This is a genomic window from Corallincola spongiicola (genome assembly GCF_004284785.1).
Taxonomy (GTDB): Bacteria; Pseudomonadota; Gammaproteobacteria; order Enterobacterales; family Neiellaceae; genus Corallincola; species Corallincola holothuriorum.
The window spans coordinates 25,095-37,532 of the sequence record NZ_SHLY01000001.1; the positions used below are offsets into that span (position 1 = coordinate 25,095).

13 protein-coding genes are annotated in these 12,438 nt (G+C 47.2%); 10 read left to right on the forward strand and 3 right to left on the reverse strand.

All coding sequences use genetic code 11. The features are described 5' to 3' along the window. Position 1: 1 nt before the first annotated feature. Together EXY25_RS00140 and EXY25_RS00145 are read left to right on the forward strand one after the other, a co-directional pair. On the forward strand, positions 2-619 hold the full coding sequence (locus EXY25_RS00140) for an energy transducer TonB (protein ID WP_130565275.1): 618 nt from the start codon (positions 2-4) through the stop codon (positions 617-619). Beyond that, the gene (locus EXY25_RS00145) at positions 619-1,902 is read left to right on the forward strand and encodes a tetratricopeptide repeat protein (RefSeq protein ID WP_130565276.1); all 1,284 of its coding nucleotides are present in this window, start codon (positions 619-621) and stop codon (positions 1,900-1,902) included. The genes EXY25_RS00140 and EXY25_RS00145 overlap by 1 nt, the downstream gene beginning before the upstream one ends. 37 nt (positions 1,903-1,939) lie before the next feature. On the opposite strand, the gene EXY25_RS00150 is transcribed toward EXY25_RS00145, so the two are convergent. Next, a complete protein-coding gene (locus EXY25_RS00150; RefSeq protein ID WP_130565277.1) occupies positions 1,940-2,473 on the reverse strand; it encodes a GGDEF domain-containing protein in 534 nt (177 codons plus the stop codon). Positions 2,474-2,550: 77 nt separating this feature from the next. Between EXY25_RS00150 and EXY25_RS00155 the strand changes: the two genes are divergently transcribed. After that, entirely contained in the window at positions 2,551-4,335 is a 1,785-nt protein-coding gene (locus EXY25_RS00155; protein WP_130565278.1) for a DUF885 domain-containing protein, read from the forward strand. A gap of 49 nt (positions 4,336-4,384) precedes the next feature. Here EXY25_RS00155 and EXY25_RS00160 read toward each other — a convergent pair whose 3' ends face one another. Both EXY25_RS00160 and EXY25_RS00165 read right to left on the reverse strand, forming a co-directional pair. Beyond that, a complete protein-coding gene (locus EXY25_RS00160; protein WP_130565279.1) occupies positions 4,385-4,777 on the reverse strand; it encodes a TraR/DksA C4-type zinc finger protein in 393 nt (130 codons plus the stop codon). Between the two features lie 80 nt (positions 4,778-4,857). Next, positions 4,858-5,817, reverse strand: a complete 960-nt coding sequence (locus EXY25_RS00165) for a tRNA dihydrouridine synthase (RefSeq protein WP_130565280.1) — start codon at positions 5,815-5,817, stop codon at positions 4,858-4,860. 231 nt (positions 5,818-6,048) lie between these two features. On the opposite strand from EXY25_RS00165, the gene EXY25_RS00170 reads away from it, so the two are divergent. The 7 genes from EXY25_RS00170 (at position 6,049) to EXY25_RS00200 (ending at position 12,403) form a co-directional block, all read left to right on the forward strand. Next, positions 6,049-6,435 (forward strand): HvfA family oxazolone/thioamide-modified RiPP metallophore, encoded by a 387-nt coding sequence (locus tag EXY25_RS00170; protein ID WP_114338411.1) that lies wholly within the window; start codon positions 6,049-6,051, stop codon positions 6,433-6,435. A gap of 91 nt (positions 6,436-6,526) precedes the next feature. Then, on the forward strand, positions 6,527-7,375 hold the full coding sequence (locus EXY25_RS00175; RefSeq protein ID WP_130565281.1) for an HvfB family MNIO-type RiPP peptide maturase: 849 nt from the start codon (positions 6,527-6,529) through the stop codon (positions 7,373-7,375). Beyond that, on the forward strand, positions 7,372-8,127 hold the full coding sequence (locus EXY25_RS00180; protein ID WP_130565282.1) for an HvfC family RiPP maturation protein: 756 nt from the start codon (positions 7,372-7,374) through the stop codon (positions 8,125-8,127). The genes EXY25_RS00175 and EXY25_RS00180 overlap by 4 nt, the downstream gene beginning before the upstream one ends. Positions 8,128-8,599: 472 nt before the next feature. Beyond that, entirely contained in the window at positions 8,600-8,965 is a 366-nt protein-coding gene (locus EXY25_RS00185) for a response regulator (RefSeq protein WP_114338414.1), read from the forward strand. 97 nt (positions 8,966-9,062) lie between these two features. Beyond that, positions 9,063-9,608, forward strand: a complete 546-nt coding sequence (gene apt, locus EXY25_RS00190; protein ID WP_130565283.1) for an adenine phosphoribosyltransferase — start codon at positions 9,063-9,065, stop codon at positions 9,606-9,608. 5 nt (positions 9,609-9,613) lie between these two features. Next, positions 9,614-12,001 (forward strand): DNA polymerase III subunit gamma/tau, encoded by a 2,388-nt coding sequence (gene dnaX / locus EXY25_RS00195; protein WP_130565284.1) that lies wholly within the window; start codon positions 9,614-9,616, stop codon positions 11,999-12,001. A gap of 75 nt (positions 12,002-12,076) precedes the next feature. Then, the gene (locus EXY25_RS00200; protein WP_114338417.1) at positions 12,077-12,403 is read left to right on the forward strand and encodes a YbaB/EbfC family nucleoid-associated protein; all 327 of its coding nucleotides are present in this window, start codon (positions 12,077-12,079) and stop codon (positions 12,401-12,403) included. Positions 12,404-12,438: the final 35 nt, after the last annotated feature.

The following is a 12,438-nucleotide window of genomic DNA, read 5'->3' on the forward strand; positions in this document are numbered from 1 at the left end:
TATGGTACGGTTACTGATTTCCCTATTGTTGGGCGTAGCCGTCACCTTCGGTCTGTTCGTATTTATGGCTGCTCTCATTGGAGGGGGGCCTAAACGGCACGAAGCGGGTGCTCCAACACCCGTGATCGATATCGTGATGGATAAACCCAAATCGTCGGTGCAGGAACGTCGTCGTGTTCCGCCACCGCCACCACCGCCACCTAAACAGCCGCCTAAAGCGCCGCCAGTTGAGCCTGATCCAGTCGATGATTCTGCACCGGGTATATCGCTAGATGTACCAGCTGTTGATATATCATCGGATTCGGGCGGTATGGGAACGCCGGGTATGCTTAACAAAGAGGGTGATGCGACACCTAAAGTGCGTATTCCGCCTGATTATCCGCCTAAGGCGGCCCGAGATGGTATTGAGGGCTGGGTTAAACTGCAGTTTACTATCGGTACCGACGGGCGCCCGAAGGATATCAAAGTTCTTGAGGGTAACCCAAAGCGGGTCTTTGATAAGAACGCTAAGCGTGCTTTGCGTAAATGGGTTTATGACCCTAAGTTTGAAGATGGTAAAGCCGTTGAGCAGCCGGGTATAATTGTTCAGCTGGACTTTAGCCTTGATGGAGGGCAGTGATGATTAGATGTAAAGCATTACTTTGCGCCTGCATATTGGCCGTGGCTTTTTCCTCTTTGTTACCTGTCAGCGGAACTGTCTACGCTGCAGAAAAGAAAAGCGATCCTGTTGCCGAGAAACATAAGAAGCGTAAAACTTATCTTTTGTCTCCGAAAATAGGGAAAAAGGTCACTAAAGCATTTGAGGAATACTCAACCAATAATAATGTTGATGCTGCAATTGCGATTCTTAATGAAGTAGCTGAAAAGGCAAGACAACCTTATGATGTTGCTTATGTTGATCGTTTTTTAGGCAATATGTATGCGTTGCAGGAAGGTGGCACAGCGAAAGCTGTGAAGCATTTGGCGGCGGCTGTGAAGCTCGATGTTTTGAATACCGCTGAGCAGGCCCAATCACTTCGTTTGTTAGCTGACTTGCAAATGCAAGATGAAAAATACGCCGATGCGATATCTTCCTATGATGCATGGATGGACTTTACTGGAAAACAAGAAGTATCTGTTTTTCTTCGTAAGGCTCAGGGTTATTACCAGATAGGTCGTTATGCCGAAATGATAGCGCCGATTGATCAGGCTATAGCCATTGCCGATAAGCCAGAGAAAAACGCTTATGTGTTGAAGCTTTCCTCTTACTATGAGCAAAAAGACTTTAACAAAAGTGTGAAAGTGCTTGAGCAGCTAGTGAGTTTATTTCCTGAAGATAAACGATGGTGGCCTCAGCTTGGTATGTTCTACATGATGGTTGATGAATATACAAAGGCTCTGGCAACGATGGAACTTGCCTATAAGCAGGATATTCTGGAAAAACCCAATGAAATAAAGGCGTTAGCCCAGTTGTATGCTACTAATGGTATGCCCTATAAGTCGGCCGTGATTCAGGATAAATATCTTAAGTCTGGTCTGCTTGAACGTAATGAGCAGAGTCTCTCGGTGTTGGCTAACACTTGGCATTCAGCAAAAGAGATCGGTCGTGCTGCTGAGTACTATAAAGCTGTAGCTGAGATGACAGATAAACCAGATTACTGGCGTAAGCTAGCGAATCTTCAGCTGCAAAATCAAAACTATTCAGCTGCTGTCGAAGCGTACAATAAGGCATTGGAGTTGGGAGCGAAAGATCCCGGTCGTATCTACATGTCTTTAGTCGAGGCGTTCCTTTACCAGAACAAGTACCGTGATGCATATGCTAGCGTGTTGAAGGCTAAGGAGTACCCAAATACTAAGAAGTCTGCTACGAGTTGGACTGCTTATATTAGGGAGAAAGCTGGACGTAACGGCGTTAAGCTATAAATTGAACGGCTTCTTCGGAAGCCGTTTTTGTTTCTATTTAGTGTCTCATCGCGTGTATCGATAAACGTTCCAGTTCAAACTGGTTTTGCCCTTTTTGTTCTGCGGCGTTCGTTAATCTTTGTAGTTCAGCGAATAAAGAGTCGATCTCAATATCTGGCGATGGCAGGACGTTCAAAGCCCCGATGGCAATGTTTACTGGACTGCCGTTTTCCTCGCTTTGGCTGATCTGCAATTGTTCTAACATAGCAAATAGTCGGTTCAGTACGGTCTCTGTACCGGATTCATTGAGATTGAAAAGGCATAGTGTAAATAGCATAGGATCGATTCGGGAAACAATGTCGGTAGCCCGATAAGTGCTGTCTTCAAGTAATCTGGCAAGCTTGTTTAGTAAAAGCTTTTGTTGTGCTTGTGGCGTGTGCGGTAGATGTGGGTCAATGAGTAAAAGCGAAAGCGATTGCTGCTCTCGAAGCTGTCGTTGCCATTCCCGTTGAAACACCTCTAAGAAGTACGCTTGGTTGTATAAACCTGTAATAACGTCCCTAAATGCACTATTTCGATAGGAAAAAATCATAACAATCGGCTCTGAGTTTTATTATCGTAGTTAGTCCAAGTATAGAACGCAGTCGATGGATAGGTTGGAAGTAAGTGATGCAACGAATTTTCTTTACCATAATCTTTGTACTTTTTTTATCAGGTTGTGAACCCAAATCTGACATAACTGTTCAGTCCGCTAAATCAGCTGATCAAGCCGTCACAACTTTGGTTGATGGTTACTTAGATGAAGCGCTAGCGTTAGACCCTTTGTATGCGCCATTCATGGGGGAGTATCAGTATAACGGTGTGCTGGGCAACGATCTTACCGACGCTTATTTACATGCTAGGCATGAGTTGAATGCCAGCTATGAAGAAAAGGCCGAAGCGATCCCTAGGGATAAGTTATCTGCGGCACGAAAGTTAACCTTGGATATATTTCTGTATGATCGCCAAGTCGATCTCGCAGATGAAACGTTTCCACAGCGTTTTATGCCGATTAATCAATTCTATTCTCGCTACAGCACATTTGTGCAACTTGGCAGTGGGGAGAGCGCACAACCCTTTACTACAGAAAAAGACTATCGTGATTTTATGGCGCGCATGGCCGGCTTCGAACTTTGGGTTGATGATGTCATCGTCAGGATGCGAGAAGGGGCCGAGAGTCGCGTTGTGTTGCCGAAGATATTAGTTGAGCGAATGCTTGAGCAGATATCGTCACAACTGGTTACCGATATAGACACCAGTACTTTTGTACAGCCACTTAAGCAGCTTCCTTCATCGTTGAGCGAAGAACAACAGCAACAGCTCCTGGCGGATTATCGCAAAGCAATTTCTGAACTCGTGATCCCTTCATTTACTAAGCTCTACCGCTTTTTGAACGATGAATATCTTATGTTAGCGAGAGGCTCTGATGGGATGTGGGATCTGCCGAACGGCGCGACCTGGTATCAACATCTGGCCAATCGTCATACAACAACCGAGATGCCAGTGGAAAAGATCCACCATATTGGTTTAGGGGAAGTTGCTCGGATCCGGAATGAGATGGAAGCAGTGCGTCAACGAGTAGGGTTTACTGGTGATCTTTCAGCATTCTTGCAGCACCTGGCATCTGACCCAAGTTATTTTTTTAGTGACAAAAGTCAGCTGATCGCAGGCTATAGTGGCTTAAAAGCGCAAATCAATGCTGTACTCCCTGCCTATTTTGACGTGATGCCTAAGACCGACTATGAAGTTCGGCCCGTTGAGGCATTCAGAGAGCAGTCTGCAGCGGGAGCCTCTTACGAGCCTGGCTCTCCTGACGGTTCTCGTCCGGGTGTTTTTTATATCAATACATACAATTTGCAAGCGCAACCTAAGTGGGGGATGACCACCTTATCGTTACACGAAGCTGCCCCTGGGCACCATTTTCAAATCACTATTCAGCAAGAGTTGGACGATCTGCCTGCCTATCAGAGGTTTAGTAGTGCGACAGCCTTTGTTGAGGGGTGGGCGCTCTATGCGGAATATCTTGGAATGGAGATGGGCCTGTTTAAAGATCCCTATCAATACTTTGGAAAGTTGAGCGATGAAATGTTGCGCGCGATGCGCTTGGTTGTCGACACAGGTCTACATGCCAAAGGCTGGAGTCGAGAGCAAGCCATCCAATATATGCTGGATAATTCCGCCATGGCGAAGTCTGACGTCGTCGCTGAAGTTGAACGCTATATGGCGATCCCAGGCCAAGCCTTATCTTATAAGATTGGCCAGCTGAAAATCATTGAGCTAAGGGAGAAGGCTGAAGCTGCTTTGGGTGAGCGATTCGAGCTGCGTGAATTCCACAACCAAGTATTGCTCGATGGCAGTTTGCCGTTGGCAGTACTTGAAGAGAAGGTGGATAATTGGATTAACTCTTTTTCTTGAGTTGAAGTGGCCGCACTGGTTCAAGTGCGGCCATTTATCTGAGGTTCACTTAGAGCCAGACTCGTTTGCTACTGGCTGATAATTGGTTGAATTTAGCTTCGCAGATGCCACAACGCTGCTGGGAAGGCTCCTGGAGTAAGCGTTCTAGGGTAATTGGGCTTTCGCAATCAGAGCAGAGCCCATACAGACCCAGCTCAATTTGCTGCTGTGCGGCCGCAATGCCTTCAAGTTTTCTTCTTATCTGGAAAGAGGCATCGTCATTGCACTGATAGAGAAAGTCTATCCAGTGGTCGATGCTGTTGGGCTGTTTGATATCGCCATTGGCTGCCAATGCTTGTGATGAAACGTGCAACGCCTGTGCTTGTTTACACAGGGCATCAGCTTGTTGCGATAGCATATCTTCAAACTTCTCTTGGTGCTGTTTGCTCAAAGGGCTACACATGTAAGCTACCGTTTTGACCTAATAAAAATACAAAATGTGATGTAGCTATCATAGGTAACGGCTTGGCTATTTCGGATGACCTAAATCAAATCGCTTGAATGCTGCCAAAGAACTCTGACTATTTCTTGATCTGACGTCAATTTGCGGATCCTGTTAAAGGCTTCTTTTGCTTTGGGGTGATGGAGGCCTAATTGCGCCAACCATTGCTTAGTTCGATTGGCAAAATAGGCTCTATTGCGTGAACGCATTGTCAAACGGTAGAAGTAACCCAGTTCAATTTTTATTGCTTCCCAATCATCAGGGGGGATCTTAACGCCTCTATTGGCTCCCTTTATTTGTGCTGCCAAATTGGGCATACGCAGGGCTCCACGACCTAACATGATGTCATCACAACCACTTTCGTCTCGACACTGGCGGTAATCATCAGGGCTCCAAATGTCACCGTTGGCTATTACCGGTATTTTAAGGTGCGAGCGGATTTTTCCTATGCGTCGCCAGTCGGCAGGCGGCAGGTAGCCTTGTGCTTTGGTTCGGCCGTGAATGATGAGACTGTTAGCGCCTGCGCCTTCTATCGCCAGCGCATTATCTTCCGCTAGCTGGCAATCTTCCCACCCTAAGCGAATTTTTACCGACAGTTGACTACTGGAGGGGATAGCCGCTCTCACGCTGGCAACGATACGTTCAATCTGTGCTGTGGATTGTAAAAGTATTGCGCCTCCGCGGCTTTTATTCACGGTTTTGGCCGGGCAACCAAAATTCAGGTCGATCCCTTGCGACCCTAGTGAAATCGCTCTGGCGGCGTTTTCTGCTAACAGCTCGGGATCTTGACCCAAGAGCTGTATTCTCACCGGAGTACCGTTCGGTGTCTTGCCCCCTAATGCGAGCTCAGGGCAGTAACGGCGAAAGACTCTATTCGGTAATAGACCATCAGAAACCCGAACAAACTCCGTCATGCAAAGATCGAAATTACCCCGCCTGGTCAAGAGATCGCGCATGACGTCATCCATCACGCCTTCCATTGGGGCCAAATATATTTGCATGGGTAGAAGCCGGCTTCTGTTGTTCAATTCGCAGCAGTTTAATCGCTTGTTTTAGAGGCGTCACGCGGTTCTACCTTTCTTGTTCTAAACTATGTTGATCAAAATCATTGAAAAAAAGTGAAATAAAAATCTGACCGGTAAGGTCTTATCAAATACATCGGGGCTGTGGCTGAAGCAACGACTCGATATTAACCACAACAAAATTGTTAAATACGTAAAAAGGAAATCGTTATGAACAAGATTAAGAAGACTAGCGTTGCAGCAGCTCTGGGTGCGGTTGTTATTGGTTCATTAGCCGCTCTGCCGGCACATGCTGAAGCAAATCCATTTGCGGTGCAGGATCTGGTCGCTGGTTATCAACTTGATGGCGCTGAAGGTAAGTGCGGCGAAGGCAAGTGTGGTGAAGGTAAGAAATCAGCCAAAGAAGGTAAGTGTGGCGAAGGTAAATGCGGTGGCGAAAAGAAAGCCGCTAAAGAAGGTAAGTGCGGCGAAGGTAAATGCGGTGGCGAAAAGAAAGCCGCTAAAGAAGGTAAATGCGGCGAAGGTAAATGTGGTGGCGAAAAGAAAGCTGCCAAAGAGGGTAAATGCGGCGAAGGCAAATGTGGTGGTGCTAAGTAACTACTAATTTGCAGGTGGAAACGCCATGGCATACAGCCAGCAGCTGCTGGCTGTAGTTGTTTCTGGGCATTGAGAAGTTCGGGGTAGTAAGATGAAGCCTGTTGACGAAATTAAAGGCGCCGGCCTAGGGCTGCGCAGAGAAATGCTGGATGATGCACTCGCTAAGTCAGCCAATGAGGTCGATTTTTGGGAAGTCGCTCCAGAAAACTGGATGCGATTGGGTGGTAAATTCGGCAAGCAATTTCGTCAGTTAACTGAGCGTCATCAGTTTTTATGTCATGGATTGAGTTTGTCGATTGGTGCGCCTCAGCCGTTGGATTTGGAGTTTGTTCGCCAGGTCAAAGCTTTTTTGGATGCACACCAAATTTCTTTGTATTCAGAACATCTCAGCTACTGCTCCGGTTACGGTCATCTTTATGACTTGCTTCCAATACCGTTCACAGAAGAAGCCGCACTCTATGTCGCGGATCGTGTAAAACAGGTGCAAGAGATATTAGAGCGCCCATTGGTTCTCGAAAATGTCTCTTATTATGCCGCGCCCGGCCAGGAGATTAATGAGCTCGATTTTATCAATCGAGTATTGGAAGAAGCGGACTGTGAGTTACTGTTAGATGTTAATAACATCTATGTGAATTCAGTTAATCATGGCTATGATCCAGTCACTTTTTTGCGCGGACTGCCGAGCAAACGGATCCGCTATATCCATGTCGCAGGGCACTATAACGAAGCCGATGATTTAATCGTTGATACCCATGGGGCGGACGTGATTGACCCGGTCTGGAATTTATTAAAGGAGGCGTATCGATTTCATGGGGTACTTCCGACTTTATTAGAAAGGGATTTTAACTTACCGCCGATGAAAGAGTTGCTGCTAGAGGTTGATAAAATCCGCCAGATCCAGCAGAGCATGACTGTTGAGCCCGAGGTGTTGATAGCATGAGATCATTTCAGGTTATTCAATATGAGTTGACTGAGCATATTCGTCAGCCACTTGATAACAAGCCTCCTAGCGGTATCGAAGAGCGTCGACTGAAGGTATACCGGGAACTTTTTTTTAATAATGTCAAAGGCTTCATTGATTCAGCATTCCCTGTGCTTCATTCGCTTTATCATGAGGATGAGTGGCTCTTATTGGTGCGTCAGTTTTTTGCTTGCCATGATTGCCGATCTCCCATTTTTCTCGATATCTCCAATGAATTCGTGACCTTTCTTGCTGATGAATATCAGCTTGGAGATGCCGACCCGACATTTATGCGCGAGTTGGCCCATTACGAATGGGTTGAGCTTGCTGTGTCTGCTGCATTAGATACTGAGTCGGACGGATTTGTTGCTACAGCCCCTGAAACCTCTGAGCGACTAATGTTGGCTAATACCGCAATGGTGGTCAGCTACCAGTACCCTGTGCACCATATTAGTGTTGAGTTCCAGCCTGCAGCTGTGGGGGAACAGCCAACCTATTTAGCGGTGTATCGCGATCGTCAGGATGAGGTGTGTTTTCTAGAACTTAATGCGATGACTGCTCAGTTATTGCAAATGTTGAGTGAAACACCAGGTGGCACTATTACGACGTTAGCTGAACAGCTAATTGCTGTTGCTCCTCAGTTCAATATTGAGCAGTTAACAGGTGGAGTTGCGCAGATAGTTGCTCAGTTATCGCAGCGTGGAATTATTCGTCATTTTCATTCTGACTAATGCTTGTGACCGAGTGGCTTTTTCAGTAGCATGCGCGCTTTGTTTTGATCTAGATCAATTTGATGGTGTCGTATGTCTGAGCAACCGTTTAAAGAACCCTTTAATTTTGCCTATTTTTTGGGCTTTTTAGCTGTCCTGTTAATCCCTACCTTACCTGCCACTTTGACGTGGTTTAAGCTCGTAGGTTAAACACTGTCGAGGCTTTCACAACGGTGTTAGCCTTTCCCTTTGCTGTGCCTTCCTATATTCCTCTTGCTAGTTATTTTTAGCTTCTTTTTGATGAAACTTATCTGTTCAGGGATAGGTCATACCAAGTAGTCAATGTCGATCTGTACCGATGTATTGACGTAATTTATCGATTTTGTGATGGCTGTTTTACGTTGTTGCGGCATAGAGGCTAGCGATTAGAGGTGTTTTCTCTATAATGCCCCGCGATCGCCGCTCGTAGTCACCAGATAAGGACGTGAGGCAAATGGAACAAACAGTATTGTTAGTGGATGACAACATTAAAGTGCGTAAGGCCTTAGCCTTGCAGCTTCAAATGCTCGGTGTCTATATTGAACAAGCCGGTGATGGCTTGAGTGCATTAACTTATGCACGAAAACGTAGCTTTGCGGCTGTGGTTATCGATCAACGTATGCCTATTATGGATGGTATGACGTTGGCGAAAAACATTCGTCGGCTTCCTGCCTACAGTAATACCCCTATTCTGTTGTTGAGCACGGATAGCCATTGCGAATATGATCGCCAGATAGTTGATGGCGTCCTATCCAAACCGATAAACGGTGACCTATTGCTGGAAACAATAAAGCAGTGCCACCGCTCGATGGCTGCCTAAATCTCCCTTCTGTGATGCAAGCCGGCGTGTGACTTTTTCTGCATAGTGACGTTCTATGGTAATCTTTGTTCCAATGTTTTCCTAACAACAGATTTCCATGGATCCGCAGAACCTCGCCACTATTCGTAACAATATTAAAACCATTCCAGATTACCCCAAGCCAGGGATCCAGTTTAGGGATGTCACCTCACTGATCGAGCACGGAGAGGCGTTTTCTCTTGCCATCTCTCTGTTAACTGAGCCCTTTAAAAATGCGGGTATCACCAAAGTTGTCGGTACCGAGGCTAGAGGTTTTATCTTTGGTGCTCCTGTCGCTCTTGCGCTAGGTGTTGGCTTTGTGCCGGTAAGAAAACCAAATAAGCTACCTCGCGAGACGATTGATGAGACCTATGAGCTCGAATACGGTATGGACACGTTGGAATTACACGTTGATGCCATTGAGCCAGGTGACAAAGTGCTGTTAGTTGACGACTTACTGGCGACAGGCGGCACCATTGAGGCCACGGCTAAGCTGGTTCGTCGTATGGGGGGAGAGGTTGTTGGTGCGAGTTTTGTTATCTCTTTGCCTGATATCGGTGGCGAGCAACGTTTAGTCGAGCACGGAATTGAGTGTCACTATCTATGTCAGTTTGAGGGTGATTAACACAGATGAGCTATCAGGCGTTAGCACGTACATGGCGGCCTCAAACCTTTGCTGAAGTTGTTGGCCAACCTCATGTTGTTCAGGCGATAAGTAACGGTATTGCACAACAGAGACTGCATCATGCTTTTCTTTTTAGTGGTACGCGAGGGGTGGGAAAAACCACCATCGCAAGGCTACTCGCAAAGAGTTTGAATTGTGAGCAGGGACCGACACCGACACCTTGCGGTGTATGCAGCGCCTGTATAGAGGTAAAGCAGGGCAACTTTGTTGACTTGATTGAAATTGATGCGGCGTCGCGTACCAAAGTCGAAGATACACGAGAGTTATTGGAAAACGTGCAGTATCGGCCGACTCGGGGACGTTACAAGGTTTACTTGATTGATGAAGTGCATATGCTGTCTAAACACAGTTTCAATGCGCTGTTAAAAACTCTGGAAGAGCCGCCGCCCCATGTGAAATTTTTGCTGGCCACCACTGATCCGCAAAAATTGCCTATCACTATTTTATCCCGCTGCTTGCAGTTTAATCTTCGTAGTCTGTCGGTGGATGAGATATCAAATCATTTACGCTCGGTACTCAGTGCTGAGCAGATCCCGTTCGACAATGATGCGCTGATTGAGATCGCCCGTGCTGCTCGAGGTAGCATGCGGGATGCGCTTAGTTTGACCGACCAAGCGGTTGCTCACGGCAATGGCTCTGCGGCTTACCTGACGGTATGTCAGATGTTGGGTACGGTGCAACGTGAACAGCTGACGCAATTATTAGCCGCCATAGTCAAGGGCGATGGTTCCGCCGCGATGGCGCAAGTTGACCACTTGGCTCAATACTCTCCTGATTTCGATAAACTGCTTTCCGAGTTGTCTGATGCGTTGCATCGTATTGCGATGTTGCAACAGATAGGTATGGATGATTCCATCGCACAGTCTGCCCTATGGCAGGGACTACCTGAATTAGCCGGTGGTATAGCCCCTGAGATGGTTCAGCTTTACTACCGTTTTATGGTCGAGGGACGTAGAGAGTTGCCACTTTCTCCTGATCCGCGGGTGGCTTTGGAAATGACGCTGTTACGTTGCCTTAGCTTTCGCCCAAAGGGAACTGAGCAGGGCGTTGAACCCAACAAGAGTGTCAGCACTTTGAGTGCTCATGCTGATAGTGTGGTAACAAGCAGTGCAGAGCCAGGAGGGGAAACCCCGGTAGCAATCGTCGAATCTAGTGCCAACAAGACCACGCCGAAACCGGTAGAGCCTTTGAACAGGCCGTCAGATCTCCCTGTCTTGGATCCACAACCGCAAGCGGTTGCCGATGAGCCGGAAAAGCCTCCGCAGCAGCCCCATGGTAGCAGTGTTCCAGCGGTAACCTCTGCTGAGGCAGGCTCAAGTGTTGGCGTTAGTCATGATGAGGTAGAGGCGTCACCCGCGAGCGTAACTGTGCCGCTTGTGGTAGCGCCTGCGGTCATCGAGCATTCCGCCACCGATAATCATGCTGAGACAGATAACCAGAGTGGTGATGAGGAACAGTGGTCATCAAGTGACTCCGCCGCATTAAGTATGCAAGACGCACTGGTTAGGGAGCAGGAGCATATTATGTTGACTGCTACTGAGCATGGTTATTCGGGCAGTCAGCAAACTTCAGCACAGCAAACCGCTGTTCAGGATGTGGCAATTCAAGATGCCCCAGCACCTCATTCCGACGTTCAGAGCGGGGCGGGTAAGGCTATTGCCGCAAGAAATATTCTGCGTAGCCATAAACTGAATTTGGAGCGAAGCGGAAAAAAGCCTAAAGGGTTGGGCGCAACATCACCCAACCCGGTGATGTTAAACAGGGCACAGCCTAGCGAAACAAGTCAGCAAGAGATAACGTCACAACAGCAAGCAGTGAATGAGAATACCGCGGATGCTGATAGCGGCGGACAAAGCTCAATACCGACAAACTCTGTTAATCAAGCCGCTTCAGTGCCAGTTACGGCTGATTCGGTAAGCAAAAAAGCGCCATCAAAACGCAAATTACTGCCTACCGATGATGTGTGGAGCAAGTTGATTGAGCTTTGCGAACTCGGTGGGATCGTGCGACAACTTGCTATCAACTCGGTACTAATTGAGCAGGGAGATGTTTGGCGTCTGGGGTTAGTGGCAGAACAAAAGCACCTGGCAACGGAACGCTTACAGGCACAGTTGGTCGAAGCATTAAGTGATCTGTCTGGGCAGCGTATCTCTTTAGTCATCGACCTGGCTCAAGAGGACGCAGATGAAACTCCTCGGCAGATACAGCAGCGTTTAAAAAACGAGTTGTTGGAGCGAACGAAACAGATCATCAACGCCGATCTGAATGTTCAGTTTTTCGTTGAGCAGTTCGATGCCAGCGTTGATGATGATTCTATCAAGCCATTAACTTGAAATATTGAGTCGCCCTGAGTATGTTGGCGGCATCAAAAGTTCATCTGTAATGATGATAAAAATGAGGAAAGAACGATGATGAAAGGTGGCTTAGGCAACCTGATGAAACAGGCGCAGCAGATGCAGGATAAAATGCAGAAGCTGCAGGAAGAGATCGCCAATATGGAAGTCACCGGTGAAGCCGGTGCTGGTCTTGTTAAGGTCACCATGACTGGTAGTCATAGCGTACGTCGTGTTGAGATTGATCCTAGCCTGATGGAAGATGACAAAGAGATGGTGGAAGATCTGGTGGCTGCAGCCGTCAATGACGCCGTTCGTCGTATCGAGGAAACCAATAAGAGCAAGATGGCGGAAGCCACTGGTGGTATGAAATTACCTCCAGGTATGAAGATGCCTTTTTAGTAAAATACGCTCTTTATAAATCAGCCGCTTCATTG